This window comes from Azospira restricta, assembly GCF_016858125.1.
Classification (GTDB): domain Bacteria; phylum Pseudomonadota; class Gammaproteobacteria; order Burkholderiales; family Rhodocyclaceae; genus Proximibacter; species Proximibacter restrictus.
This window is the reverse complement of the sequence record NZ_CP064781.1, coordinates 428660-454086: the sequence shown is the minus strand read 5'-3', so window position 1 is coordinate 454086 and position 25427 is coordinate 428660. Positions and strand designations below refer to the sequence as shown.

Here is a 25427-nt window from a genome sequence, read left to right as displayed (position 1 = left end):
CATGCCCAGCCACCGCCGCGCCGTCCTCGTCCTCGCCGTGCTCGCGCTGCTCGGCGTGGCGAGCTTCGCGGCGGCGCTGGCGGTCGGCAGCCTGTCGGTGCCGCTCGCCGACGTGCTTGCCGCGCTGCTCGGCGAGCCGGTCGAGCACGCGGCGATCGTGCGCGACCTGCGCCTGCCGCGGGCGCTCGCCGGCTTCGCCTGCGGCGGGCTGCTGGCGCTGGCCGGCGCGCTGATGCAGGTATTGCTCAGGAATCCGCTGGCCGACCCCTACGTCCTCGGCATCTCCGGCGGCGCCGGCGTCGGCGCGATGTTCGCGATCCTGCTCGGGCTATCGGCCGCCGGCATCAACGGACTGGCCTTCTGCGGCGCGCTCGGCGCGATGCTGATCGTCTTCGGCCTGGCCCACGGCGACGGCGCGTGGACGCAGACGCGGCTGTTGCTCACCGGCGTCATCGTTGCCGCCGGCTGCGGCGCGCTGGTTGCGCTGATGCTGTCGATCGCGCCCGAGCACAAGCTGCGCGGCATGCTCTTCTGGCTGATGGGCGACCTGTCGCAGACCGGGGCGCCGGCGGTGGCGCTGGCCATCCTCGGCGCCGCGCTGATCGCCGCCTTGCCCTTCGCGCGCGAGCTGAACCTGCTCGCGCGCGGCCACGACACCGCGCAGGCTCTCGGCGTCGACGTCCGCCGACTGCGCTACGCCGTCTATGGCATCGCCTCGCTGGTTACCGCCACGGCCGTCACCAGCGCCGGCTCGATCGGTTTCGTCGGCCTGATCGTGCCGCACCTGGTGCGGCTGGCGATCGGCAACGACCAGCGCCTGCTGCTGCCCGCGTCGGTGCTCGCCGGCGGCGCACTGCTGACGCTGGCCGACACGCTGGCGCGCACCGTCGTCGCGCCGCAGCAGCTGCCGGTCGGCGTGCTCACGGCGCTGATCGGTGTGCCGGTCTTCCTCTTCCTGCTGGCGAGGCACCGGCAATGAGCGCATTGATCGAAGCGCGCCAACTCGATGTCGCCGTCGGCGGCCACACGGTCTGTCGGGCGCTCGATTTCTCGCTCGCCGCCGGCGAGCGGCTGGCCATCCTCGGCCGCAACGGCGCCGGCAAGTCGACGCTGCTGTCGGTGCTCGCCGGCCTGCGCGCCGCCGACGCCGGCGAGGTCCGCCTCGGCGGCGACAGCTATGCCGCGCTCGGTCCGCGTGCGGCGGCGAAGCGGCGCGGCTGGCTGGCGCAGCGGCACAGCGACGCCTTTGCCTCGACCGTGCTGGAGACGGCGCTGACCGGACGCCACCCGCACCTCGGCCGCTGGGACTGGGAGTCGAAGGCGGATGCCGAGATCGCGCGCGGCGCGCTCGCCGCCGTCGGCCTCGCCGGCCTGGAAGCGCGCGACGTGCAGACGCTCTCCGGCGGCGAGCGCCAGCGGCTGGCGATCGCCACGCTGCTGACGCAGGCGCCGCCGCTCTACCTGCTCGACGAACCGCTCGCCCATCTCGACCTCAACCACCAGATCGCGGTGCTCGACCTGTTCGCCGCTGCCGCGCGCGACTGCCACGCCGGCGTGGTCATGGTCCTGCACGAACCGGCGCTGGCCTGGCGCTACTGCGACCGCGCACTGCTGATCCACGGCGACGGCCGCAGCGAACTCGGCCCGGTGCGCGAGATGCTCACCGCCGAACGCCTGTCCGCGCTCTACCAGCATCCGCTGCGCGCCATCGAAGCCGACGGGATGGTCGGCTTCATTCCGCGCTGAACGCTTTTCCGGAGGTATTCCATGCATCTGCTGCGCCTGCTGCTGCCCCTGCTGACGCTCGCCGCCTTCGACGCGGCCGCCGCCGATTGCCCGCGCATCGTCAGCCAGTCGCCGTACCTGACCATCGCCCTCGACTGGCTCGGCCGCGGCGACTGCGTGGTCGGCGTCTCGCGCTACGACGAACGCCAGCTGCCGCACACCGGCGGCGTCAGCGATCCGGATGCCGCCGCGATCGCCGCGCTCGCGCCGGATCTGATCGTCACCTCGATGCTCACCGCGCCCGACACGCTGGCCGCCGTCACGCCGGCCGGCGCCCGTTCGCTGCGTCTCGGCGGCTACCGCTCGCTGGCCGAGAGCGAGCAGATGGTCGCCGCGCTGGCGGCCGCCAGCGGCAGCGAGGAGGCCGCGGCGCGCGCCCGCCGCTTCAGCCGCGAGCTGCAGCAGCGCCTAGCGGCGATGCCGGCGCGGCAGCGGCGCATCCTGCTCGTTTCCGCGTGCGCCACGCGGCCGTATTCCTACGGCCGCAACACGATGCTCGGCGACCTTGCCGAGAAGGCCGGGTTTACGCTCGCGGAAAGTGCCGAGGGCATCCATCACCTGCACGACGGCGAGCCGATCGACAGCATCCCGGCGCTGGTCGCGGCAACGCGCCCGGACATTGTCGTGAACCTCATGACCCGCGCCGAGAACCACTGCGATGCGCGCCTCGGCGCCCTGCCGGTGACGCTGCTGATGCTGCCCGGCGACAATTTCTTTCACCCCGGGCCGCGTCTGCTCGAAGGCCTGGACGAACTCAAGGAGGCTCTGCAATGAGCGAAGACAGCACGCGCGAACAGCGCCACCACGACCGCATGCAGCGCAAGAAGGAAGTGATCGACGCGAAGATCGCCGCCGCCCAGGAAGAACGCGGCATCCTGCTGGTCAACACCGGCAACGGCAAGGGCAAGAGCTCGGCCGCGTTCGGCGTCGTCGCACGCGCGCTCGGCCACGGCCACCGGGTCGCCGTCGTGCAGTTCGTGAAGAGCCGCTCGGACACCGGCGAGGAGGGTTTCTTCCGCAAGTTCCCGGAGCAGGTGCGCTGGCACGTCTGCGGCGAGGGCTTCACCTGGGAGACGCAGGACAGCGGCCGCGACACCGCCGCCGCGCAGGCGGCGTGGGCGATCGCCAGGGAGTGCCTGGCCGACCCGTCGGTCAACCTGGTCGTCCTCGACGAGATGACCTACGCCTTCAAGTACGGCTGGCTGGACCTCGCCGAGGTGCTGGCGGCGATCGCCGCGCGGCCGCGGCTGCAGACGGTGATCGTCACCGGCCGCGGTGCGCCCGAGGCGCTGATCGAGGCCGCCGACACGGTGACCGAGATGGGCATGCTCAAGCACGCCTTCAAGATCGGTGTGAAGGCGATGCCCGGCGTCGAGTACTGATCAGCGGCATTCCGATGCGCCGCCTGCGCTCCGTCCTCGCCGTCGCCTGCCTGCTGCCGCTGCCGGCGCTGGCCGCAACCCTGTTCGGCGTCGTCAGCGAGCGCGCGGCGCCGCTCGCCGCCGAGGCGGCGGCGAAACACGTTGCCGCCCATCCCGGCGACCGTCTGCTGCTGCGTACGCCGGCGCAGCTCTTGGCGATGCCCGACAAGCAGCTCGCGCGCGCGCTCGCCGAGGCCGACGCGGTGCTCGCCGTCGCCGTCTTCGGCGACCCGGCGCGTCGGCTGAAGGAGGCGCTGCCGCAGGCGCGCACCGGTACCCGCGTCGTCGCGCTGAACGGCGAGGCGACGCTGTCGCTGATGTCGCGCCCGGCGCCGGATGCGCCGCTCGCCGGCTTCCCCGGCGAGACGCTGCGCAACCTGACGCTCGAAAAGCCGCCGGCCGACGCGCTCGCCGCCGCCGCGGCGCACCCCGGCGCGCGCGCCTGGCTCGCGCTGCGCCAGACCTGGCAGGCCGGCGGCGCGGACAACGTCGCCAACCTCTACCGCCACCTGCTGCATCCGGCGCTGCCGCTGCCGGTGCCGCAGCCCGAGCCGGCGCTGCGCCTGCGCGCGATCAGCGATAAAGGCAGCGAAGAGCGCAGCGACGCTGCCGCCTGGCGCTGGCAGCCGGTGCCGACCGGCCCGGCGCTGGTCGTGCTCGACCTCGCCAACGCCGACCCGGCGCCGGCCGACGCGATCTGCGCCGCGTCGCGCCGGAAAGGCGTCAACTGCATCGCGGTCATGGCGCGCTGGGCGGCGACCTCGCGCGAGGTCGTCGAGCGCCTGCCGGAACTGGTCGCGCCGGCCAAGCCGGCGGCGCTGGTCGTGCTGCAGGACTTCGTCGTCGGCGCTGCCGAGCACCGCGAGGCGGTCGGTGCCGCGCTGGCCAGGCTCGACGTGCCGGTGTTCAAGGCGATCCGCCTGACCGACCGCACGGCGATGCAGTGGCGGCTGTCGCCGGACGGCCTGCCGCCCGATTCGGTGCAGTACCGCGTCGCGCTGCCCGAGCTGCAGGGCAGCGGCCAGCCGATCGTCGTCGCCGCGTCGGGCAAGCCGACGATCGACCGCCTGACCGGCATCGAGATCCGCCGCCCCGAGGTCCTCACCGCAGAGGTCGAGCGCCTCGCCGCGCGCGCCGCGCGCTGGCAGGCGCTGGCGCAGAAGAAGAATTTCGACAAGCGCGTCGCGCTGATCTACTACAACCACCCGCCGGGGCGGCAGAACATCGGCGCCGACAACCTCGACGTGCCCGCTTCGCTGTTCCATGTCCTGCGCGAGATGAAGGCCGCCGGCTACGACACCGGGGAGCTGCCGGCCACGCCGGAAGCGCTGCTGGAGATGATCATGGAGCGCGGCGTGAACCTGCCCGAAGACCGCGCCGAACTCGCGCGCATGGCGCCGAACGTCAATGGCGTCGGCGCCGCCGACTACGCGCGCTGGTTCGGCACGCTGTCGCCGCGCGTGCGGGGCGAGATGGTCGACGGCCCGCTCGGCCGGCTGCACGCCGAGGTGCTCGAAGCCGAGCGCGCCGGCGAGCGCACGCTCGGCCAGAAGCGCGTCGAGGCGGCGCTGAAGGAGCTGCGCCACCTGGTCGAAGGTGCCGACCACCCGCGCCGCGACGAGGCGATCAAATTACTGGCGAAGCTGGAGGACGGCTATCGGAAGTGCCTGGCCGAGCGCGCGAAAACCGCGTGCGCTGGCAACGCGGCAACCGCGCGCCGCCTCGCCGCGCTGGCCATCGAAGGCCTGCGCGGCTGGGGCGCGGCGCCGGGCCGGGTGATGGTGCACGGCCGTGGCCACGACGCCCGCCTGCTAATTCCCGGCCTCGTCTTCGGCAAGGTCTTCGTCGGCCCGCAGCCGCCGCGCGGCTGGGAGGTCGACGAGGAGCTGCTGCACGCCAACACCAGCATCACCCCGCCGCACCAGTTCCTCGCCTTCTACCACTGGCTGCGCGACGCCTTCCGCGCCGACGCGCTGGTGCACCTCGGCCGCCATTCGACCTACGAGTTCCTGCCCGGCAAGGCGGTCGGCCTCGCGTCCGACGACTACCCGAGCCTGGTCGCGTCCGACCTGCCCGGCATCTACCCGTACATCGTCGACGGCGTCGGCGAGGGCGTGCAGGCCAAGCGCCGCGGCCTGGCGGTGATCGTCGACCACCTGACGCCGCCGCTCGCGGCGACACCGCTCTACGACCGGCTGCTGGCCCTGCGCCAGGTGGTCGAGAGCTTCGAGGCAAGCAGTTCGGAAGCGATCAAGGCCGCCGCCGCGCGCACCATGCGCGAGCAGGTGGCGGCGCTGAACCTGAAGCAGGAGCTGGAGGCGTCGATGGCCGACGTGCTCGCGGTGCGCGGCATCGGCTTCGAGCAGGCCGACGACGAGCTCTTGGCGCACGAGATCGGCCACTACCTGACCAAGCTGCAGGAGAAGTTCATGCCGCACGGCCTGCACGTCTTCGGCAAGGACTGGTCGCGCGAGTCGCTCGACCTGATGCTGGCGTCGATGAAGCAGGGCGGGGTGGACGACCCGGCCGTCGCCGACAAGCTCGCCGCCTCGCCGAAACTGGAAATGGCGGCGCTGCTGGCCGGGCTGGCCGGCCGCTACGTGGCGCCGGGCAAGGGCAACGACCCGCTGCGCTCGCCCGAGGCGCTGCCGACCGGCCGCAACTTCCACGCCGTCGACGGCGACCTGTTGCCGACCCGGCTCGGCTACAAGCTCGGCCAGGACTTCGCGGCGCGCGCGCTGAAGAAGAAGGCGGCGCACGAGGGCAGTGAGGCAGTCATTTTGTGGGCCTCCGACGCGGTGCGCGACGAGGGCGTCATGGTCGGCTTTGCGTTGGCGCTGATGGGCGCCGAGCCGGTGTGGAATGCGCGCGGCATCGTCACCGACGTCCGCCTCGTTTCCGATGCGCCGCGCCGCGACGTGATCGTCACCACCTCGGGACTGTTCCGCGACCTCTACCCGAACCTGCTGCGCCTGATCGACCGCGCCGGCCTGCTCGCGCTCGCCGCCTCGGCGAACGCGCTGGTGCGCGAGCGGCCGGAGCTGCAGGACGCCGTCACCGCCGCGCTGCAGCCGCTGCCGGCCGTGCACTGGGGTGACGAGGCGCCGGCCGCCAACCGCGTCGCCGTCGAGTGGCGGCGCCGCGTCGACGCGCTGCGGCAGCGCGGCCTGCCGCCGGCCGTCGCCGGCCGCGAGGCGGCGCTGCGAACATTCGGCGACGCGCCGGGGGCCTACGGCGCCGGCATCAACCGGCTGACCGAGCGCTCCGGCGCGTGGCACGAGCGCCTCGAACTGGGCAAGGTCTACCGCACGCGGCTCGGTCACGCCTACGGGCTCGCCGCCGACGGCGAGGCGGCGCACGCGGCGTTCGACAGTGCGCTCGCCAACGTCGGCCGCGCCTGGCACGGCCGCGCCAGCAACCTCTACGGCGTGCTCGACAACAACGACGCCTTCGACTACCTCGGCGGCCTCTCGCTCGCCGTCGAGGGCCTTACCGGCCGCCGTCCGGAAGGGCTGATCCTGCAGCACGCCGACCCCGGCCGCGCCGACATCGAGCCGCTCGCCACCGCCGTCCTTGGCGAACTGCGCGGCCGCTTCCTCAACCCGGCCTGGCTGAAGCCGCTGATGGGCCACGGCTACGCCGGCGCGCGCACGATGGGCCAGGAGTTCCTGGAGAATCTGTGGGGCTGGCAGGTGACGCGCCCGGACCTGATCGAGAACTGGGCTTGGGACGAAGTGAAGTCGGTCTATCTCGATGACGCGCACAAGCTCGGCCTGCCCGAGTTCCTCGGCCGGGGGGCGAACGCGCACGTCAAGGCGCACATGCTGTCGATTTTCCTGGTCGCTGCGCACAAGGGCTTCTGGCAAACGGACGCGGCGACGATCGAGCGGCTCGGCGGCGAGCTGGCGCGGCTGGTCGCCAGGAACGGCCTGCCCGGCAGCGGCCACGCGGCGCCGAACCACCCGATGTGGGAGTGGCTGGCGCCGCAGCTCGCGGCGGCCGACGCGCAGGCGCTCGGCGTCGTGCTGGCCAGGGCGCGCGGCGAGAACGTGCCGGCGGCGTACGCGCCGGCCGCCGCGGCGGCCAAACCGACGCTCGGCCCGCAGGCTGCCGCGGCGGCGACGCTCGCCGCGCCGGTGCCCGTTGCCGAAGCCGCGGCCGAACCCGCGCCTTCGCGCGCCTACGAGCTCGAACGCGCCGCCCCCGCCGCTGCCGCGCCGATTCCCTGGGCGGCGCTGGCGCTGCTGCCCTTCCTCTTCGTCGCCGGCCTCTGGCGCGGCACCACTTTCATCCCGACCTCGACCCGGAGACCGACATGATCGATTCCGCCCTGCTCACCTGGCTGCACGAAGCTGTCACCTGGCTGCTGGCGCCGGCGCTCGCCGCGCTGGTCGCCGCCTGCGCGATCGCCGCGCTCGAAGCCGGCCTCGCCGTCGGCGAGCGCTTCGCCGGCCTCGAAAAAATGAAGTCCGCCGGCGACGTGCTGCGCGTGCAGGCCGTTGCCCGCCACCGGCTGGAGCGCGCCGACCTGCTCGCGCGCATTCCGCCGATGCTCGGCCTGATGGCGACGATCATCCCGCTCGGGCCGGGCCTCGCCGCGCTCGGCCAGGGCGATCCGGCGAAGCTGGCGTCGGCCGTCACCGTGGCCTTCGACGCCACCGTCCTCGGCCTGGTCGCCGGCATCGCCGGGCTGGTCATCGGCAAGCTGCGCCGGCGCTGGTACGAGGAAGTGCTGGAAGCGATGGAGGCGGCATGAAGCACCTTTCCCCCAGCCCTCTTCCCGCGCAAGGGGGCGGCCAGGGTTCGGCCGCTGGCGCGGCCTCCGGTCGTGGAGCGACGCAGCATTCCGCCCCGCGCAAGCGCCTGCGCCTCTATGCGCGGCTCGACGCGCGCTTCGACGACCGCGACGAGGACCCGCGCGCCAGCCTGGTGAACCTGGTCGACGTGATGCTGGTCTTCGCCTGCGGCCTGCTTGCGGCGCTCGCCGCCGGCAGCCAGGCGGCACTGAAGGCGCCGGTGCCGGTCGAGAAGGGGCGCGAGGTCGAGCGCCCGGCGGCTGGCGCGCAGCAGGCCGGCGCCGGCTACGACCGCGTCGGCGAAGTGTTCCGCGACCCGCAGACCGGCAAGCTGATCCTGATCGAGCCGGGCGCAGGCAAGTGAGTGCCGGCTGGTAGACTGCCGCCCATGAAGAAAACCCTATCTGCCCTCCTGCTCGCATGCCTGCTCGGCGTGCTGGCGCCGGCCGCCGCCGCGACGCCCGGCGAGGTCGCCGTCGGCCAGACGCTGCGCGACGCCCGCCTGCAGGGGCTGACCGGGCCCGACCGCAAACTGTCCGACTTCCGCGGCAGGCCGCTGCTGATCAACGTCTGGGCCAGCTGGTGCGGCCCGTGCCGCGCCGAGATGGGCTCGCTCGACCGCCTCGCGCGCCGCTACGGCAGCCAGTTCGCCGTGATCGGCATCTCCACCGACGACTACACCGCGCGCGCCACCGCCTTCCTGAAGACGGCGAATACCGCCTTTCCGCACTTCATCGACAACCGGCTCGAACTGGAGAACATGCTCGGCGCCGACCGCATTCCGCTGACGCTGCTCGTCGACGCGCAGGGCAGGGTGCTCGCCAAATTCTACGGCGCCAAGGAGTGGGACAGCCGCGAGGCGATCGAGGTCATCGGCAAGGCCTTCGGCCTGCGGCCGTAGGCGCTGCCGCGCCGGCCCGGCGCCGGTCTTTTCCCCTTGTCTTTCCGCCGCCGCCGTCATAACAATGACGTAAGGGGGCAGGGCGCTGAGAGTCCCCTCGATCCATGCCGTTTCGAGGAGCGATCCATGGCGCGTCCCGCGATCATTCGCAAGACCCCGGCCGACCTGCCGGTGCCGCCGAATCTCGTCGACTACGCGGCGGTGCGGGCGGCCTTCTCGTGGGCGGCGGCGCGCGCCGAACTCGCCGGCCTGCCCGGCGGCGCGCTCAACATCGCGCAGGAGGCGGTCGAGCGGCACGCGCAGGGGGCGCGGCGCGAGCGCGTCGCGTTCCGCTTCCTCAGTGACGATGCCGTCCGCGACCTGACGTTCGGCGAGCTTTCCCGCCTCACCTCGCGCTTCGCCAACGTGCTCGCCGCGCTCGGCGTCGCCCGCGGCGAACGCGTCTTCGTTCTTGCCGGCCGCATTCCCGAGCTCTACGTCGCCGTCCTCGGCAGCCTCAAGGCCGGCTGCGTCGTTTCGCCGCTGTTTTCGGCGTTCGGGCCGGAGCCGATCGCCACCCGCATCCGGCTCGGCGAAGGCGCCGTGCTGGTCACCACCGATGCGCTGTACCGGCGCAAGGTGGCGGCGATCCGCGCGCAGCTGCCTAGCCTGCGCCACGTGCTGCTGGCGTCCGAGAGCGGCGAGGCGGACGCGGTCGCCGGCACGCACGACCTCGCCGCGCTGATGGCCGCCGCCGGCGAGGATTTTGCGACCGTCGCCACGCAGCCCGACGAGCTGGCGCTGCTGCACTTCACCAGCGGCACCACCGGCATGCCCAAGGGCGCGATGCACGTGCACGACGCGGTCGTCACGCACTGGGCCACCGGCCGCTACGCGCTCGACCTGCACGGCGACGACGTCTTCTGGTGCACCGCCGATCCCGGCTGGGTCACCGGCACCTCGTACGGCATCGTCGCGCCGCTGCTGCACGGCGTGACCTCGATCGTCGACGCCGCCGACTTCGACGCCGAGCGCTGGTACCGCATCCTGGAGGAACAGGGGGTGACGGTGTGGTACACGGCGCCGACGGCGATCCGCCTGCTGATGAAGGCCGGCCCCGAGCTGGCGCGGCAACATGCGTATCCGCGGCTGCGCTTCGTCGCCAGCGTCGGCGAGCCGCTCAATCCGGAGGCGGTGTGGTGGGGCAAGGAAGTGCTCGGCCACGCGATCCACGACAACTGGTGGCAGACCGAGACCGGCGGCATCATGATCGCCAACCTGCCGGCGCTCGCCATCAAGCCCGGCGCGATGGGCGTGCCGCTGCCCGGCGTCGAGGCGGCGATCGTGCGCCGCCTGGCCGACGGCTCGGTCGAGCCGGTCGTCGACGGCGGCGACGGCGAGCTGGCGCTGAAGCGCGGCTGGCCGTCGATGCTGCGCGGCCACCTGAACGACGCGGCGCGCTACGAAAAGTGCTTCGCCGGCGACTGGTACCTCAGCGGCGACCTGGCGCGGCGCGACGCCGACGGCTACTTCTGGTTCGTCGGCCGCGCCGACGACGTGATCAAGTCGGCCGGCCACCTGATCGGCCCATTCGAGGTCGAGAGCGCGCTGATGGAGCACCCGGCGGTGGCCGAGGCGGGCGTCATCGGCAAGCCCGACGCGGTCGTCGGCGAGGTGGTGAAGGCTTTCGTGTCGCTGAAGGCCGGACACGCGCCGGGCGAGGCGCTGCGCCTCGAGCTGCTCGCGCACGCGCGGCGCCGGCTCGGCGCCGCGGTGGCGCCGAAGGAGATCGACTTCCTCACCACGCTGCCGCGCACGCGCAGCGGCAAGATCATGCGCCGCCTGCTCAAGGCGCGCGAGCTTGGCCTGCCGGAAGGCGACACCTCGACGCTGGAGGGTGGCGCATGAGTCCGCGCCGGAAGCAGGAAACCCCCGCCGCGGCGCCGGCTGCCGACGACAGCGCGCTGCCGCTGCGCCTGCTCGCCGACATGCTGCGCATCCGCCGCCTCGAGGAGAAGTGCGCCGAGCTCTACGGTGCCGGCAAGATCCGCGGCTTCCTGCACCTCTACATCGGCGAAGAGGCCTGCGCCGCCGGCACCATGCACGCGCTCGCCGCCGACGACAACGTCGTCGCCACCTATCGCGAGCACGGCCACGCGCTGCTGCGCGGCGTGCCGATGAACGCGATCATGGCCGAGATGTTCGGCAAGGCCGCCGGCTGCTCGCGCGGCCGCGGCGGCTCGATGCACCTGTTCGACGCCGCGCGCCGTTTCTACGGCGGCCAGGCGATCGTCGGCGGCGGCCTGCCGCTCGCCGTCGGCCTCGCGCTCGCCGACCGCATGCGCAAGCTGCCACGCATCACCGCCTGCGTCTTCGGCGAGGGGGCGATGGCCGAGGGCGCCTTCCACGAATCGATCAACCTCGCCGCGCTGTGGCAGCTGCCGGTGCTGTTCTGCTGCGAGAACAACCTGTACGCGATGGGTACCGCGCTCGCCCGCTCCGAATCGCAGACCGACCTGTGCGCCAAGGCCGCGGCCTACAAGGTGCGCGCGCGCGCCGCCGACGGCATGGACGTGCGCGCGGTGCATGCCGCGGTCGGCGACGCGGTGGCGGCAGTGCGCGCCGGCGGCGGGCCGTTCTTCGTCGAGCTGCAGACCTACCGCTTCCGCGCGCATTCGATGTTCGACCCCGACCTTTACCGCGACAAGGCCGAGATCGAGGCGTGGAAACAGCGCGGGCCGATCCATACCTTCTCGGCGCAGCTGAAGGCCGAAGGCCGGCTCGACGAGGCTGCCTTCCTCAGGCTCGACGCCGCGGCGCAGGCCGAGGTCGACGCCGCCGTCGCCTTTGCCGAGGCGGCGCCGTGGGAGCCGGTCGCCGACCTGCTGCGCGACGTCCATACGCCGGAGGCCGCGCGATGAAGACCAGCTACCGCGAAGCCCTGCGCCTGGCGCTGCGCGAGGCGCTCATCGCCGATCCGCGCGTCTTCCTGATGGGCGAGGACGTCGGCCGCTACGGCGGCACCTACGCGGTGTCGAAGGGACTGCTCGACGAGTTCGGCCCCGAGCGCATCCGCGACACGCCGCTGTCCGAGCTCGGCTTCGTCGGCGCCGGTGTCGGCGCCGCGCTCGGCGGCCTGCGCCCGATCGTCGAGGTGATGACGGTGAATTTCAGCCTGCTCGCGCTCGACCAGATCGTGAACAGCGCGGCGCTGCTGCGCCACATGTCCGGCGGCCAGTTCTCGGTGCCGCTGGTGCTGCGCATGGCCACCGGCGCCGGCCGCCAGCTCGCCGCGCAGCATTCGCACAGCCTGGAGAACTGGTACGCGCACATCCCCGGCATCCGCGTGCTGGCGCCGGCGACGATCGCCGACGCGCGCGGCATGCTGGCGCCGGCGCTCGCCGATCCCGACCCGGTGGTGATCTTCGAGCACGCCCAGCTCTACAACCTGGAAGGCGAACTCCCCGCATCGCCGGACGGCTGGGCCTGCGACATCGCGCACGCGGCGGTCCGCCGCGAAGGCTCCCAGGCGACGCTGATCACCTACGGCGGCTGCCTGCCGAAGGCGCTGCAGGCGGCGGAACAATTGGCCGCCGACGGCATCGAGGTCGAGGTGCTCGACCTGCGCGTGCTGCGCCCGCTCGACACCGACGCGATCGCCGCGTCGCTGGCGAAGACGCACCGCGCGGTGGTCGTCGACGAGGGCTGGAAGAGCGGCAGCCTCGCCGCCGAGGTCGTCGCGCGCATCGTCGAGCGCTGCTTCTACGACCTCGACGCGCCGCCGCTGCGCGTCTGCAGCGCGGAGGTGCCGATCCCCTACGCGAAGCACATGGAGGCGGCGGCGCTGCCGCAACCGGAGAGGATCGCCGCCGCGGTCAGGGAGGTGCTCGGTGTTTGAATTCAAGCTGCCGTCGCTCGGCGCCGACATGGACGAGGGCAAGCTGCTGCAGTGGCTGGTGAAGCCCGGCGACCGCGTGCACAAGGGGCAGGTGCTGGCGATCGTCGACACCGCGAAGGCGGCGGTCGACGTCGAGATCTGGCAGGCCGGCGTGGTGCGCGAGCTGCTGGTCGCGCCGGAGACGACGATCCCGGTCGGTACCGTGCTGGCGACGCTCGACGAGCTGGGCGAGACCGCCGCCGCGGTGCCGAGCGTCGGCGCCATGCCGCCGGCCGGCCGCCTGCGCATCTCGCCGGCGGCGCGGCGGCGCGCCGAGGCGCTCGGCATCGATCCGGCGACGGTGCCGGGCAGCGGCGAAGGCGGCGCGATCACGCTGGCCGACGTCGAGCGTGCAGCGGGCAGGCCGCAGTCGGTCACGCCGCCGCCGGCACCGGTGCCGCGGCCGCCGGTGGCCGCCAGCCCCGACCGCAACGCCGAAATGCGCCGCGCCATCGCCGCCGCGATGAGCCGCTCGAAGCGCGAGATTCCGCACTACTACTTGTTCGAGACGATCCCGCTGGCGCGCGCGCAGGCCTGGCTGACGGCAGCCAACGCCGGGCGGCCGATCAGCGAGCGCTTGCTGCTCGCGGCGCTGCAGCTGAAGGCGGTGGCGCTGGCGCTGGCGAAGTATCCGGAGCTGAACGGCTTCTTCGTCGACGGTCGGTACCAGCCGTCGACGGCGGTGCACCTCGGTGTCGCCATCTCGCTGCGCCAGGGCGGGCTGATCGCGCCGGCGCTGCGCGACGCCGACAGCAAACCGCTCGCGCAGCTGATGCGCGAGTTGGCCGACCTGGTCGGGCGGGCGCGCGCCGGCTCGCTGCGCAGTTCGGAACTGAACGAGGCGACGGTCACCGTCACCAACCTCGGCGAGCAGGGCGTCGAGGCGGTTGCCGGCGTCATCTACCCGCCGCAGGTGGCGCTGGTCGGCTTCGGCGCCGTCGCCGAACGGCCGTGGGTCGAGGACGGCACGCTGGGCGTGGCGCCGACGGTGGTCGCCAGCCTCGCTGCCGACCATCGCGTCTCCGACGGCCATCGCGGCGCGCTGTTCCTCGCCGAACTGCGCGCGCGCCTGCAGCATCCGGACGAACTGTGAAGGAGAAGAGCATGCCCCGCGACCCCGGTGAATTGCGCGCGATCGTCGTCGCCACGCTGCAGACGATCGCCCCGGAAATCGACGCCGGCGCGCTGCGCGCCGACCGACCGCTGCGCCAGCAGGTCGACCTCGACTCGATGGATTGGCTCAACTTCCTGATCGGGCTGAGCCGGACGCTCGGGGTGGCGATCCCGGAAACCGATTACCGGCGGCTGGTGTCGATCGATGAGCTGGTGCGCTACCTGCGGGAAAAGACCGGCTGAGCGTTTGCACAAGCGAGGAGGAGGCAATGGATCGACACAAACTGTTGGGCATCGAGGTTGTCGTCTTCGACGCCTACGGCACGCTGTTCGACGTCGGCAGCGTCGCCCGCGGCGCCGAGGAGGCGCTCGGCGAGCGGTGGCTGGCGCTGTCCGAACTGTGGCGCAGCAAGCAACTGCAATACACGTGGCTGCGCGGGCTGGCCGGGCATCACGCGGATTTCTGGCAGGTCACCGCCGACGCGCTCGACTTCGCGCTGGCCGCGCTCGGCATCGACGACCCCCCGCTGCGCGAGCGGCTGCTGCACCGCTACCTGCGGATCGCCGCCTATCCGGAGGTGCCGGCGACGCTGGCGGCGCTGAAGGCGCGCGGCCTGCAGCTGGCGATCCTGTCCAACGGCAGCCCGGCGATGCTCGCTGCGGCGGTCGCCAACGCCGGCATCGGCGACCTGCTCGACGCGGTGCTCTCGGTCGAGGCGGTCGGCGTCTACAAGCCGCATCCGGCGGTCTACGGCCTCGCCGTCGATCGCTTCGGCATCGTTCCCGGGTGCATCTGCTTCCTCTCGGCGAACGGCTGGGACGCCTTCTCGGCCAAATCCTTCGGCTTCCGCGTGCTGTGGTGCAACCGCGCGCGGCAGCCGCCGGAGCGCATCCCGTCGCCGCCCGACGGCGAGATCGGCGACCTCTCGGCGCTGCCGGACTGGCTGGCGTAGCCGCGGCCCGGTGGGCGGCCGCGTGGCGCGCGCCGCAGCCGCCCGTGCCGCCAAAAAACTGCTATAAACGCGGTCCCTGCCGATCGCCACGAAACTGCCGCCATGACCCATTCCTGCCCCGCCCTCCTCGTCGCCGCGCCCGCCTCCGGCCAGGGCAAGACCACCGTCGTCGCCGCGCTGGCGCGGCTGCATGCGCGGCAGGGGCGCCGGGTGCGCGTGTTCAAGTGCGGCCCGGACTTCCTCGACCCGCAGATCCACGCGGTAGCGAGCGGCGCGCCGTGCGCCAACATCGACCTGTGGATGTGCGGCGAGGAAGACGCGCGCTGGCGGCTGGCCGCGGCGGCGAAGGAGGCCGACCTGATCCTGGTCGAAGGGGTGATGGGCCTGTTCGACGGCGAGCCGCCGGCGGCGGAGCTCGCGCAGCGTCTCGGCATCCCGATCCTGACCGTGATCGACGGCGCGGCGATGGCCACCAGCTTCGGCGCGATCGCCTACGGCCTCAAGCACTATCGGCCGGGAACGCCGCTCACCGCCGCCTTCGCCAACCGCGTCGGCAGCGACTATCACGCCGAACTGCTGAAGAAGAGCCTGCCGGAAGACATCCGCTGGATGGGCCATCTGCCGCGCGACGACTATGCGGCGATGCCCGAGCGCCACCTCGGCCTGCTGCCCGCCGCCGAGATCGCCGACCTGTCGGCGCGCCTCGACCGCATGGCCGACGCGCTGGCGAAGACCGACGCTGCGGCGCTGCCGCCGGCCGTCGACTTCGCCGCCGCGGCACCCCCGGCGCTGCCGCCGCTACTCGCCGGCACCACCATCGCGGTCGCCCGCGACGCCGCCTTCTGCTTCCTCTACCCGGCCAACCTCGACTGCCTGCAGGCGCTCGGCGCCCGCCTCGTCTTCTTCTCGCCGCTCGCCGACGCCGCGCTGCCCGATTGCGACGCGGTGTGGCTGCCCGGCGGCTATCCGGAACTGCACGGCAAGGCACTGTCGGCGAACCGTTCGCTGTGGGCGTCGCTGTCGAAACACGTCGCCGCCGGCAAGCCGGCCTATGCCGAATGCGGCGGCATGATGGCGTTGTTCGAGACGCTGGTCGACGGCGATGGCCAGGCGCACTGGCTGGGCAGCCTGATTCCCGGCGCGGTGACGATGCAGAAGAAGCTCGCCGCGCTCGGCATGCAGGAGGTCGCGCTCGACGGCCAGGCTGCAATCCGCGGCCACACCTTCCACTACTCGCGGGCCGAGACGCCGCTGGCGCCGTTCGCGCGCGCCGCGAAGAAGCAGGGCGCTAGCGAGGGCGAGGCGGTCTGGCGCATCGAGCGCCTTACCGCCAGCTACCTGCACCTCTACTTCCCGTCGAATCCGGCGGCGGTCGCCGCGCTGTTCGCGCGCTGATTGCTGCCGTTCAGCTCTTCCGTTCGGACTGCGCCGCCAGGTAGATGCCGGCGAGCAGCAGCGCGAAGCCGGCGAACTGCAGCGGCGTGAAGCCTTCGTCGAAGAAGAGGAAGGCCAGCAGCGCGCTGCCGACCGGCTCGCCGAGCGTGACGACGGCGACGAAGGTCGCCGAGACGTGGCGCAGCGACCAGTTGTAGGCGGTGTGCCCGAGCAGCTGCGGGCCGATGGCGAGGCCGCAGAGCGCCAGCCAGGCGGCGAGCGGGTAGCCGGAGAAGGCCTGCCCGGCGACCTGCGTGCCGGCGACCAGGAACAGCGCGGCGACGCCGTAGGCGAGCCAGATGTAGGCGGGCAGCGGCAGGCCCGCGCGCAGCCGGCGGCCGATCAGCAGGTAGGCCGAGAAGCACCAGCTGCCGATCAGCGCCAGCAGGTTGCCGAGCAGCGGCTGCGCGCCGGCGGCGGCGTGCGCGCTGTCGCTCCAGAAGATGCACAGGCTGCCGGCGAGCGACAGCGCGATGCCGCCGACCATCGCCCGCCCCGGCCGCTCGCCGAAGAGGACGAAGGAAGCGAGCCCGATCCACAGCGGGTTGGTCGTCACCAGTGCGGTGCTGGAGGCCACCGAGGTGTATTCCAGCGAGGTGATCCAGGTCGCGAAATGCAGCGCCAGGCAGGCGCCGGCGGCGAGCGCGAGTCCCATCTGGCGTCCGGTCAGCCGGGCCAATGCCGGCCGCGAATGGAGCAGCGCGATCGGCGTCACGATCAGCGCGGCGAGCCCGAGGCGGACGGCGGCGACGACCAGCGAGGGGACGCCGCCGCCCTGCGCGAAGCGTGCCAGGATGGCGCCGAACGAGATCGCCGCGAGGCCGATGCCGAGGACGACGAAGGGCAGCCAGCGCGGCGGCGCCGCGGTGTCGGCCCGGCTCATCCGTGGCCGCCCTCGAGGTAGGCGGCGCGCACCTCGGGGCTCGCCAGCAGTTCGGCGCCGCTGCCGGCGAGCACGATCTGGCCGTGCTGCAGCACGTAGCCGCGGTGCGCCACCTTGAGCGCGTGGTTGGCGTTCTGCTCGACCAGCAGGATGGTCATGCCGTGCTCGGCGTTCAGCTCGCGCACGATCTGGAAGATCTTGCGGATGTACAGCGGGGCGAGGCCGAGCGAGGGTTCGTCGAGCATCAGGAGCTTCGGCCGGCTCATCAGCGCGCGGGCGATCGCCAGCATCTGCTGCTCGCCGCCCGAGAGCGTGCCGGCACGCTGCAGCTTGCGCTCGCCGAGGATCGGGAAGAGCCCGACCATGCGCGCGACGTCGGCCTCGAAGTTGCCGGGGTCGGCGAGCGCGGCGCCCATCTGCAGGTTCTCCAGCACCGTCATGCGCGGGAAGATGCGCCGTCCCTCCGGCACCAGCGCGATGCCGCGGTGCGAGATCGCGTGCGTCGGCAGGCCGGTGATGTCCTCGCCGTCGAAGACGATGCGGCCGGCGGAGGCGCGCGGGTTGCCGAAGATGCTCATCATCAGCGTCGACTTGCCGGCGCCGTTGGCGCCGATCAGCGTGACGATCTCGCCGGCCTCGACCTCGATGTCGAGGCCCTTCAGCGCGTGGATGTGCCCGTAGTGGGCATGGACTCCGGATAGCTTGAGGATCATGCCGCCTCCTGTTCGTCGTCTTCGCCCAGGTAGGCCTTGATCACCAGTGGGTCGTTCTGGATCTGCTGCGGCGTGCCCTCGGCGATCTTGCGGCCGTAGTTGATCACCGCGATGTGGTCGGAGACGCGCATGACCACGCTCATGTCGTGCTCGATCAGCATGATCGCGATGCCGCGCTCGCGCGCGAGGTGCAGCAGCAGCGCGTTGAGCTCGGCCGACTCGCGCGGGTTCAAGCCGGCGGCCGGCTCGTCGAGGCAGAGCAGGATCGGGTCGACGCACAGCGCGCGGGCGATCTCGATGCGCCGCTGCGTGCCGTAGGGCAGCGCGCCGGCGGCGTGGTCGGCGAGGTGGCCGAGGCCGAGGCGGTCGAGCCAGGTCGCCGCCCGGGCTACCGCCTCGGCCTCGGCGCGGCGGTAGCCGGGCAGGCCGAAGAGGCCGGCCAGCGAGAAACGCGAGGCCGCCTGCAGCCGGTTGTGCTGCGCGACGACGAGGTTCTCCAGCACCGTCATCTTCGGGAACAGGCGGATGTTCTGGAAGGTGCGGACGACGCCGGCGTCGCGCGCGACGAGGTGCGAGGGCAGGGTCTGCAGGTGCACGTCGCCCTGCTGCGGATGGTGCAGGCAGACGTCGCCCTCGGTCGGCTTGTAGAAGCCGGTCAGGCAGTTGAACAGCGTCGTCTTGCCGGCGCCGTTGGGGCCGATGATCGCGGTGATGCTGTTCGCCGGCACCGCGAGCGAGAGATCGTCGATCGCGGTCAGGCCGCCGAAGCGCATCGTCAGCCGGCTGACTTCGAGCAGGGTCTCAGGCATCTTTCGTCTCCTTCGCGGTGCGCGCGCCCAGCGTCAGCGTCGGTTCGCGCGCCGCGAGCAGGCCGCCCGGGCGCCAGACCATGATCAGGATCATCGCCAGGCCGAAGACCAGCATGCGGTACTCGGCGAACTGGCGGCCGAACTCGGGCAGCAGCACCAGCACCGAGGCCGCCAGCACGACGCCCATCTGGCTGCCCATGCCGCCGAGGACGACGATGGCGAGGATGATCGCCGACTCGGTGAAGACGAAGCTCTCCGGCGAGATGAAGCCCTGCCGCGCGGCGAAGAAGACGCCGGCGAAGCCGCCGAGCATGGCGCCGATGGCGAAGGCCGACAGCTTGACGTTGGTGACGTTGATGCCGAGCGCCTGGCAGGCGATCTCGTCCTCGCGCAGCGCCTCCCAGGCGCGCCCGACCGGCAGCTTCCTGAGCCGGCTGACGAACAGGTTGGTCAGGAGCGCCAGCACCAGGATCAGGTAGTAGAGGAAGATGATGCGGTGCATCGGCGAGAAGTCGAGGCCGAAGAAGCCGGCGAAGGTCGCCTCGTCGCCGCCGTCGGCCTTGAACGGCAGGCCGAAAAAGGACGGCCGCGGGATCGACGCGATGCCGTTGGGGCCGCCGGAGAGCTCGGTCCAGTTCACCAGGATCAGGCGGATGATCTCGCCGAAGCCGAGGGTGACGATGGCCAGGTAGTCGCCGCGCAGGCGCAGGATCGGCCAGCCGAGCAGCATGCCGAAGGTGGCGGCGGTGGCGCCGGCGACCGGCAGCGCCTCCCAGAAGCTCCAGCCGAACTGCGTCGCCAGCAGCGCGTAGGTGTAGGCGCCGACCGCGTAGAAGGCGACGCAGCCCAGGTCGAGCAGGCCGGCCAGCCCGACGACGACGTTCAGCCCCCAGCCGAGCATGACGTAGATCAGGAGCGTGGTCAGCGTGTCGACGACGTAGCGGTTGTCGGCAAAGAACAGCGGCAGCGTGACGGCGGCGCCGAGCAGCAGCCAGCCGGCGGCGCGCAGGATGCCGTCGTGCTTCTTCGGCGCGGCGACGAGGCCGGCGGCCTGCCGCGACTGGCGGCGCGACTTCAGCGCGTCGATGCCCCAGATCAGCGCCAGGCGGCCGACGAAGCAGGCGGCGACGAACTGCGCCAGCAGCGGCCAGCGCGTGATGACGGCGAGCGCGCCGCCCTGGTCTTCGGTGCTCAGGCCGATCAGCGGGATGCCCAGCATCAGCGCGACGAAGGCGGCGGCGCCGGCGTCGCGGAGGCGGGAGGCGAGCGTCGGCGCGTGCGCAAGGACGATGGTCGTGCTCATCACACCTTCTCCACTTCCGGCCGGCCGAGCAGCCCGCTGGGCCGGAACATCAGCACCAGGATGAGGATGCCGAAGGTGGCGACGTCCTTGTACTCGGCCCACAGGTAGGCGCCCCAGAAGGCCTCGACGAGGCCGATGATCAGCCCGCCGAGCATGGCGCCGGGCAGCGAGCCGATGCCGCCGAGGACGGCGGCGGTGAAGGCCTTGATGCCGGCGACGAAGCCGATGAAGAAGTCGACGACGCCGTAGTAGATGGTGACCATGACCCCGGCCACCGCGGCGAGCGCGGCGCCGATCATGAAGGTCGAGGAGATGACGCGGTCGACGTTGATGCCGAGCAGCGCGGTCATCGTCCGGTCCTGCTCGCAGGCGCGCTGCTGGCGGCCGAAGTTGGTCTGCGTGATCAGCCAGGTGAAGGCGATCATCAGCACGACGGTGACGACGATGATCAGGAGCTGCGTCCAGGCGAGGTGCACCGCGTGGCCGTCGATCGTCGCCAGCGTCAGCCCGCCCTCGATCACCGGCGGAATCGGCTTGACGCGCGCGCCCTGCGACACCTGCACGAAGTTCTGCAGGAAGATTGACATGCCGATCGCCGAGATCAGCGGCGCCAGCCGCGGCGCGCCGCGCAGCGGCCGGTAGGCGGTGCGCTCGACGGCCCAGCCGTAGGCGGTGGTGAAGAACAGCGTGACGATCAGCACGAAGGCGAGCGCCAGCGGGATCGACGAGACGCCGGCGGCGGCGAGCAGCGTGAACGCGGTGACCGCGATGAAGGCGCTGATCATGTAGATGTCGCCGTGGGCGAAGTTGATCATGCCGATGATGCCGTAGACCATCGTGTAGCCGATCGCGATCAGCCCGTAGAGCGAGCCGAGCGCGAGGCCGTTGATCAGTTGTTGCAGGGCGTGTGCCATGGAGGGTCTCCTGCGGGCACGGGCGGCGGCGGGGCCGCCGTCCGTGCCCGGCGTCGGGGTTACAGGCCTTCGTCCATCGACATCAGGCTGGCGTTGCCGCCGGCGGCCGTGGTGTCGATCGAGATCGTGCGCTCGGCGGCGAAGCGCAGCAGGTAGTGCGGACCGCCGGCCTTCGGGCCGGTGCCCGACAGACCTTCGCCGCCGAACGGCTGGACGCCGACGACGGCGCCGATCATGTTGCGGTTCACGTAGGTGTTGCCGACCTGCAGGCGCTCGGTGATGGCGGCGACGGTCTCGTCGATGCGGCTGTGGATGCCCAGCGTCAGGCCGTAGCCGGTGGCGGCGATGGCGTCGCACAGTTCGTCGAGGCGGTCGGCCGGCCAGCGCACGACGTGCAGCACCGGGCCGAAGACCTCGCGCTCGAGGACCTCGATGCCCGCGATCTCGTAGGCCGCCGGCGCGAACCAGCTGCCCTGCGCGGCGAGCGCCTCGGGCAGCGCGCAGCGGAAGATCTCGCGCGCCTCGCCGTCGAGCTTGCGGCAGTGCGCCTCGAGCACGGCGCGAGCGTCGTGGTCGATGACCGGGCCGACGTCGGTGGTGATGTCGGCGGGATCGCCGATCACCAGCTCCTGCATCGCCCCCTTCAGCATCTCGATCACCTTGTCGGCGATGTCGGCCTGCACGCACAGCACGCGCAGCGCCGAGCAGCGCTGGCCGGCCGAGTTGAAGGCGGAGGCGACGACGTCGCGCACCAGCTGCTCGGGCAGCGCCGAAGAGTCGGCGATCAGCGCGTTCTGGCCGCCGGTCTCGGCGATCAGCGGCACGATCGGGCCGTCCTTGCCGGCCAGCGTGCGCGCGATGATGCGTGCGACCTCGGTCGAGCCGGTGAAGGCGACGCCGGCGCAGTGCCGGTGCTCGACCAGCGCGGCGCCGACGCGGCCGTCGCCGGGAACGAAGTGCAGCACGTCGAAGGGGATGCCGGCCTCGTGCAGCAGGCGCACCGCGGCGGCGCCGACGAGCGGCGTCTGCTCGGCCGGCTTGGCGACGACGCTGTTGCCGGCGGCGAGCGCGGCGGCGATCTGGCCGACGAAGATGGCGAGCGGGAAGTTCCACGGGCTGATGCAGACGAAGACGCCGCGGCCGTGCAGGTGCAGCGAGTTCCTCTCACCGGTCGGCCCGGGCAGCTCGATCGGCGCGCCGAAGCGGGCGCGCGCCTCCTTGGCATAGTAGTGGCAGAAGTCGATCGCCTCGCGCACCTCGGACACCGCATCGCCCTGCGTGCGGCCGCCTTCGCGGACGATCAGCGCGACCAGCTCGCTCATGCGGTCCTGCAGCAGCCGGCCGGCGCGGTCGAGCGCGGCGGCGCGCGTCGACGCCGGCGTGCGGTCCCAGCGGCGGAAGGCGCGCGCGGCGCTGTCCATCGCGCGGGCGCAGTCCGCGGGCGTCGCCTCGACGCAGTTGCCGATCAGGTCGCGGCCGTCGGCCGGCGAGCGCACCGGGCGGGCGGCGCCGTCGACCGGCGAGCCGTCGACGATCGGCGCGGCGAGGTAGGTGATGCGACGGCTGTCGGCGATGGCGGTGCCGAAGTCGGCGATGGTGGGCTGGTCGAACATGTCTCTTCCCTCACTGTTGGGTCGGTCGTCGCCGGCGGCGCGATAGAGGTCGCGCGGCAGCGGGATGCGCGGATGCGGAATGCCGGCGCCGGAAGCGTCGAAGCCGGCGACCTTCTCGACCGGGTCGACGAGCAGCGCCTCGACCGGCAGGTCGGCATCGGCGATGCGGTTCACGAACGAGGAGTTGGCGCCGTTCTCGAGCAGGCGCCGCACCAGGTAGGCGAGCAGGTCCTCGTGGCTGCCGACCGGCGCGTAGACGCGGCAGGCGACGCCCCAGCGGTCGTCGCCGACGATCTGGTCGTAGAGTTCCTCGCCCATGCCGTGCAGGCGCTGGTACTCCCAGTCGGTGCCGGCGTTGGCGGCGATCGCGATGCGCGCGACGGCGGCCAGCGTGTGCGCGTTGTGCGTCGCGAAGGCCGGGTAGAACGCCTCGCGGTCGGCGAACAGGCGGCGCGCGCAGGCGAGGTAGGAGACGTCGGTGGACTGCTTGCGCGTGAACACCGGGTAGGCGTCGAGGCCGCGCTCCTGCGCCAGCTTCACCTCGGCGTCCCAGTAGGCGCCCTTGACCAGGCGCACCATCAACCGGCGATCGGCGCGGTGGGCGAGGTCGGCGAGCCAGTCGAGCACCGGCAGCGCGCGCTTCATGTAGGCCTGGACGGCCAGCCCGAGGCCGTTCCAGCCGGCGAGGTCGGGGTCGAGCGCGAGCGCCTCGATGAGGTCGAGCGAAATCTCCAGCCGGTCGGCTTCCTCGGCGTCGATGGTGAAGCCGATGTTGCGGCGCTTCGCCAGCAGCGCCAGTTTCTTCACCGCCGGCAGCAGCTCGCGCATCACGCGCGCGTGCTGCGGCGCCTCGTAGCGCGGGTGCAGTGCGGAGAGTTTGACCGAGATCGACGGCGCCAGCAGCGGCGGCTGGCCGTTGGCGGCGGCGCCGATGGCTTCGATCGCGCGGCTGTACGACTCGAAGTAGCGCAGCGCGTCCTGGCTGGTGCGCGCGGCCTCGCCGAGCATGTCGTAGGAGTGGCGGTAGCCGCGCGCCTCGGCGCCCTGGGCGCGTTCGAGCGCCTCGCCGATATTGCGGCCCATCACGAACTGGCGGCCGAGGATGCGCATCGCGGCGATCGTCGCCTGGCGGATCACCGGCTCGCCGACGCGGGCGACCAGCTTGCCGAGGGTGCCGTTCGGGTTCTTGTCCTCGTCGCCGAGCGAGATGATGCGGCCGGTCAGCATCAGCGCCCAGGTCGAGGCGTTGACGAACAGGCTGTGCGAGGCGCCGAGGCGGTCGGCCCAGTCGGTGCCGCCGATCTTGTCGCGGATCAGGCGGTCGACGGTGTCGGCGTCGGGGATGCGCAAGAGCGCCTCGGCCATGCACATCAGCACGATGCCTTCGCGCGACGACAGGTCGTAGGTGTTGAGGAAGGCGTCGATGCCGGTGGTGCGGGTGCGCTCGCTGCGCACCTTCTCGACCAGCGGGCGGGCGCGCTCGAGGATTTCGTACTGCTCGGCCGGCGTGAAGCGGGCGCGGCGGGCGAGCTCGCGCACCAGCGTCGTCTCGTCGGCGCGGTGGTGGGCGCGGATCGCGGCGCGCAGCGCCGCGCTTCCGGTCGCCGGCGGCAGGAGCGGTTCGGTCATGATGGACCCCGTTTCGGTGGAGGCCGGCCGGCGTTGTGCGCCGGCCGGCGGGTGATGCGCCCGGGCGGGTAGCCCGGACGCACGTCAAACAGCGACGGCGGCGTTGCGGGCCGCATGGTGCCCGCAATGCCGCCCGGTCTTACTTGGCGTAGTCGTACTTGCCGCCCTGCCAGCGATAGACGACGAAGCCGGGGGCCTTGTTGTCGCCCTTGGCGTCGAAGGCCAGCTTGCCGATGACGGTGTCGAAGTTGCCGGCGGCGAGCGCCTTCTGCACGTCGGCCTGCTTCGCGCTCTTGGCCTTCTCGGCGGCCTGCGCGAACAGCTGCATGGCGGCGTAGGCGTACATCACGTAGCCCTCCGGCTCGACCTTGGCGTCGCGGAACTTCTTGACGACGGCCTCGGCGGAAGCGTTCTTGCGCGGGTCCGGGGCAAACGTGAACAGCACGTTGTCGGCGGCGGCGCCGGCGGCGGTGACCAGCTCGGAGTTGGTCATCGTGTCGCCGCCCATCACGGTGAGCTTGAGCCCGGCCTGTTGCGCCTGGCGCAGGATCAGCGCGACCTCGGTGTGGTAGCCGCCGTAGGCCAGCACTTCGGCGCCGGCGGCCTTGAGCTTGGTGACCAGCGCCGAGTAGTCCTTCTCGCCGGCGGTGATCGACTCGCGCAGCGCCGGCTTGGCACCCTTGGCGGTCATCGCCTTGGCGATCTCGTCGGCCAGCCCCTTGCCGTAGGCGCTCTTGTCGTCGACGACGGCGATCTTCTTGCCCTTGAAGGTATCGGCCAGGTAGTTGCCGGCGACCAGGCCCTGCTGGTCGTCGCGGCCCATGATGCGGAAGATGTTCTTCAGCTTGCGCTCGGTGACCTGCGGGTTGGTCGACACGGTCGCCATCGGGATGCCGGCTTCGGCATAGACGTCGGAGGCGGGGATCGTCGAGCTCGAGCACCAGTGGCCGTGCATGAAGACGATCTTCTTGTTGACCATGGTGTTGGCGACCGACACCGCCTGCTTCGGATCGCAGGCGTCGTCGCCGACCTCGAGCACCAGCTTCTGGCCGAGCACGCCGCCCTTGGCGTTGAGGTCGGCGACTGCCATTTCGGCGCCCTTCCGGATCTGGTCGCCGGCCGAGGCGTACTGGCCGGTCATCGGGCCGGCGATGGCGACCAGCAGGTCGGCGTGCGCGGCGCCGGCAAAGGCGGCGAGCGAGAAAGCGGCGGCGGCTACGGTAAATTGCTTCATCTGGTTCCTC

22 protein-coding genes are annotated in these 25427 nt (G+C 72.2%); 15 read left to right on the top strand and 7 right to left on the bottom strand.

The window, feature by feature from the left end:
* The first annotated feature begins 1 nt into the window (after position 1).
* The 15 genes from IWH25_RS02175 to IWH25_RS02105 all read left to right on the top strand — a co-directional run bounded on the left by IWH25_RS02175 (position 2) and on the right by IWH25_RS02105 (position 16280).
* Complete coding sequence (locus IWH25_RS02175; protein ID WP_203387727.1) at positions 2-979, top strand: FecCD family ABC transporter permease; 978 nt, start codon at positions 2-4, stop codon at positions 977-979.
* The gene (locus tag IWH25_RS02170; protein ID WP_203387726.1) at positions 976-1746 is read left to right on the top strand and encodes an ABC transporter ATP-binding protein; all 771 of its coding nucleotides are present in this window, start codon (positions 976-978) and stop codon (positions 1744-1746) included. The genes IWH25_RS02175 and IWH25_RS02170 overlap by 4 nt, the downstream gene beginning before the upstream one ends.
* A 21-nt stretch (positions 1747-1767) precedes the next feature.
* Positions 1768-2559 (top strand): substrate-binding domain-containing protein, encoded by a 792-nt coding sequence (locus IWH25_RS02165; RefSeq protein WP_203387725.1) that lies wholly within the window; start codon positions 1768-1770, stop codon positions 2557-2559.
* On the top strand, positions 2556-3167 hold the full coding sequence (gene cobO / locus IWH25_RS02160) for a cob(I)yrinic acid a,c-diamide adenosyltransferase (protein WP_203387724.1): 612 nt from the start codon (positions 2556-2558) through the stop codon (positions 3165-3167). The genes IWH25_RS02165 and cobO overlap by 4 nt, the downstream gene beginning before the upstream one ends.
* A 14-nt stretch (positions 3168-3181) precedes the next feature.
* Entirely contained in the window at positions 3182-7525 is a 4344-nt protein-coding gene (locus tag IWH25_RS02155) for a cobaltochelatase subunit CobN (RefSeq protein ID WP_203387723.1), read from the top strand.
* Entirely contained in the window at positions 7522-7962 is a 441-nt protein-coding gene (locus IWH25_RS02150; protein ID WP_203387722.1) for a MotA/TolQ/ExbB proton channel family protein, read from the top strand. Before IWH25_RS02155 ends, IWH25_RS02150 begins: the two co-directional genes overlap by 4 nt.
* The gene (locus IWH25_RS02145) at positions 7959-8366 is read left to right on the top strand and encodes a hypothetical protein (protein ID WP_203387721.1); all 408 of its coding nucleotides are present in this window, start codon (positions 7959-7961) and stop codon (positions 8364-8366) included. Before IWH25_RS02150 ends, IWH25_RS02145 begins: the two co-directional genes overlap by 4 nt.
* A gap of 24 nt (positions 8367-8390) precedes the next feature.
* Complete coding sequence (locus tag IWH25_RS02140) at positions 8391-8903, top strand: TlpA family protein disulfide reductase (protein WP_203387720.1); 513 nt, start codon at positions 8391-8393, stop codon at positions 8901-8903.
* Positions 8904-9029: 126 nt separating this feature from the next.
* Positions 9030-10790, top strand: a complete 1761-nt coding sequence (gene acsA / locus IWH25_RS02135) for an acetate--CoA ligase (RefSeq protein WP_203387719.1) — start codon at positions 9030-9032, stop codon at positions 10788-10790.
* Positions 10787-11803 carry a pyruvate dehydrogenase (acetyl-transferring) E1 component subunit alpha gene (gene pdhA, locus IWH25_RS02130; RefSeq protein ID WP_203387718.1) on the top strand — a complete coding sequence of 339 codons (1017 nt, stop codon included), beginning with the start codon at positions 10787-10789 and terminating at the stop codon, positions 11801-11803. Before acsA ends, pdhA begins: the two co-directional genes overlap by 4 nt.
* Positions 11800-12780 (top strand): alpha-ketoacid dehydrogenase subunit beta, encoded by a 981-nt coding sequence (locus IWH25_RS02125; RefSeq protein WP_203387717.1) that lies wholly within the window; start codon positions 11800-11802, stop codon positions 12778-12780. The genes pdhA and IWH25_RS02125 overlap by 4 nt, the downstream gene beginning before the upstream one ends.
* Positions 12773-13912 carry a dihydrolipoamide acetyltransferase family protein gene (locus IWH25_RS02120; protein WP_203387716.1) on the top strand — a complete coding sequence of 380 codons (1140 nt, stop codon included), beginning with the start codon at positions 12773-12775 and terminating at the stop codon, positions 13910-13912. Before IWH25_RS02125 ends, IWH25_RS02120 begins: the two co-directional genes overlap by 8 nt.
* Positions 13913-13923: 11 nt before the next feature.
* Positions 13924-14175: an acyl carrier protein gene (locus IWH25_RS02115; protein ID WP_203387715.1), complete on the top strand. Its 252-nt coding sequence runs from the start codon at positions 13924-13926 to the stop codon at positions 14173-14175.
* A gap of 26 nt (positions 14176-14201) precedes the next feature.
* Complete coding sequence (locus tag IWH25_RS02110) at positions 14202-14885, top strand: haloacid dehalogenase type II (RefSeq protein WP_203387714.1); 684 nt, start codon at positions 14202-14204, stop codon at positions 14883-14885.
* 102 nt (positions 14886-14987) lie between these two features.
* Positions 14988-16280, top strand: coding sequence for a cobyrinic acid a,c-diamide synthase CobB (locus IWH25_RS02105; RefSeq protein ID WP_203387713.1), 1293 nt, complete (start codon positions 14988-14990; stop codon positions 16278-16280).
* A 10-nt stretch (positions 16281-16290) separates the two neighbouring features.
* On the opposite strand, the gene IWH25_RS02100 is transcribed toward IWH25_RS02105, so the two are convergent.
* From IWH25_RS02100 to IWH25_RS02070, 7 genes are all read right to left on the bottom strand, one after another.
* The gene (locus IWH25_RS02100) at positions 16291-17202 is read right to left on the bottom strand and encodes a DMT family transporter (RefSeq protein WP_203387712.1); all 912 of its coding nucleotides are present in this window, start codon (positions 17200-17202) and stop codon (positions 16291-16293) included.
* Positions 17199-17915, bottom strand: a complete 717-nt coding sequence (locus tag IWH25_RS02095; RefSeq protein ID WP_203387711.1) for an ABC transporter ATP-binding protein — start codon at positions 17913-17915, stop codon at positions 17199-17201. Before IWH25_RS02095 ends, IWH25_RS02100 begins: the two co-directional genes overlap by 4 nt.
* Positions 17912-18724 (bottom strand): ABC transporter ATP-binding protein, encoded by an 813-nt coding sequence (locus IWH25_RS02090; RefSeq protein WP_203387710.1) that lies wholly within the window; start codon positions 18722-18724, stop codon positions 17912-17914. The genes IWH25_RS02095 and IWH25_RS02090 overlap by 4 nt, the downstream gene beginning before the upstream one ends.
* Complete coding sequence (gene livM / locus IWH25_RS02085) at positions 18717-20027, bottom strand: high-affinity branched-chain amino acid ABC transporter permease LivM (protein ID WP_203387709.1); 1311 nt, start codon at positions 20025-20027, stop codon at positions 18717-18719. Before livM ends, IWH25_RS02090 begins: the two co-directional genes overlap by 8 nt.
* Entirely contained in the window at positions 20027-20941 is a 915-nt protein-coding gene (locus IWH25_RS02080) for an ABC transporter permease subunit (RefSeq protein WP_203387708.1), read from the bottom strand. The genes livM and IWH25_RS02080 overlap by 1 nt, the downstream gene beginning before the upstream one ends.
* 59 nt (positions 20942-21000) lie before the next feature.
* On the bottom strand, positions 21001-24183 hold the full coding sequence (gene putA / locus IWH25_RS02075) for a bifunctional proline dehydrogenase/L-glutamate gamma-semialdehyde dehydrogenase PutA (RefSeq protein WP_203387707.1): 3183 nt from the start codon (positions 24181-24183) through the stop codon (positions 21001-21003).
* Between the two features lie 139 nt (positions 24184-24322).
* On the bottom strand, positions 24323-25417 hold the full coding sequence (locus tag IWH25_RS02070; RefSeq protein WP_203387706.1) for a branched-chain amino acid ABC transporter substrate-binding protein: 1095 nt from the start codon (positions 25415-25417) through the stop codon (positions 24323-24325).
* Positions 25418-25427 lie beyond the last annotated feature (10 nt).

What these genes read in the sequence shown, in the direction of transcription:
- IWH25_RS02175 (WP_203387727.1), top strand. Translation starts at nt 2, where the DNA reads ATGCCCAGCCACCGCCGCGCCGTCCTCGTCCTCGCCGTGCTCGCGCTG.
- IWH25_RS02170 (WP_203387726.1), top strand. Translation starts at nt 976, where the DNA reads ATGAGCGCATTGATCGAAGCGCGCCAACTCGATGTCGCCGTCGGCGGC.
- IWH25_RS02165 (WP_203387725.1), top strand. Translation starts at nt 1,768, where the DNA reads ATGCATCTGCTGCGCCTGCTGCTGCCCCTGCTGACGCTCGCCGCCTTC.
- cobO (WP_203387724.1), top strand. Translation starts at nt 2,556, where the DNA reads ATGAGCGAAGACAGCACGCGCGAACAGCGCCACCACGACCGCATGCAG.
- IWH25_RS02155 (WP_203387723.1), top strand. Translation starts at nt 3,182, where the DNA reads ATGCGCCGCCTGCGCTCCGTCCTCGCCGTCGCCTGCCTGCTGCCGCTG.
- IWH25_RS02150 (WP_203387722.1), top strand. Translation starts at nt 7,522, where the DNA reads ATGATCGATTCCGCCCTGCTCACCTGGCTGCACGAAGCTGTCACCTGG.
- IWH25_RS02145 (WP_203387721.1), top strand. Translation starts at nt 7,959, where the DNA reads ATGAAGCACCTTTCCCCCAGCCCTCTTCCCGCGCAAGGGGGCGGCCAG.
- IWH25_RS02140 (WP_203387720.1), top strand. Translation starts at nt 8,391, where the DNA reads ATGAAGAAAACCCTATCTGCCCTCCTGCTCGCATGCCTGCTCGGCGTG.
- acsA (WP_203387719.1), top strand. Translation starts at nt 9,030, where the DNA reads ATGGCGCGTCCCGCGATCATTCGCAAGACCCCGGCCGACCTGCCGGTG.
- pdhA (WP_203387718.1), top strand. Translation starts at nt 10,787, where the DNA reads ATGAGTCCGCGCCGGAAGCAGGAAACCCCCGCCGCGGCGCCGGCTGCC.
- IWH25_RS02125 (WP_203387717.1), top strand. Translation starts at nt 11,800, where the DNA reads ATGAAGACCAGCTACCGCGAAGCCCTGCGCCTGGCGCTGCGCGAGGCG.
- IWH25_RS02115 (WP_203387715.1), top strand. Translation starts at nt 13,924, where the DNA reads ATGCCCCGCGACCCCGGTGAATTGCGCGCGATCGTCGTCGCCACGCTG.
- IWH25_RS02110 (WP_203387714.1), top strand. Translation starts at nt 14,202, where the DNA reads ATGGATCGACACAAACTGTTGGGCATCGAGGTTGTCGTCTTCGACGCC.
- IWH25_RS02105 (WP_203387713.1), top strand. Translation starts at nt 14,988, where the DNA reads ATGACCCATTCCTGCCCCGCCCTCCTCGTCGCCGCGCCCGCCTCCGGC.
- IWH25_RS02100 (WP_203387712.1), bottom strand. Translation starts at nt 17,202, where the DNA reads ATGAGCCGGGCCGACACCGCGGCGCCGCCGCGCTGGCTGCCCTTCGTC.
- IWH25_RS02095 (WP_203387711.1), bottom strand. Translation starts at nt 17,915, where the DNA reads ATGATCCTCAAGCTATCCGGAGTCCATGCCCACTACGGGCACATCCAC.
- IWH25_RS02090 (WP_203387710.1), bottom strand. Translation starts at nt 18,724, where the DNA reads ATGCCTGAGACCCTGCTCGAAGTCAGCCGGCTGACGATGCGCTTCGGC.
- livM (WP_203387709.1), bottom strand. Translation starts at nt 20,027, where the DNA reads ATGAGCACGACCATCGTCCTTGCGCACGCGCCGACGCTCGCCTCCCGC.
- IWH25_RS02080 (WP_203387708.1), bottom strand. Translation starts at nt 20,941, where the DNA reads ATGGCACACGCCCTGCAACAACTGATCAACGGCCTCGCGCTCGGCTCG.
- putA (WP_203387707.1), bottom strand. Translation starts at nt 24,183, where the DNA reads ATGACCGAACCGCTCCTGCCGCCGGCGACCGGAAGCGCGGCGCTGCGC.
- IWH25_RS02070 (WP_203387706.1), bottom strand. Translation starts at nt 25,417, where the DNA reads ATGAAGCAATTTACCGTAGCCGCCGCCGCTTTCTCGCTCGCCGCCTTT.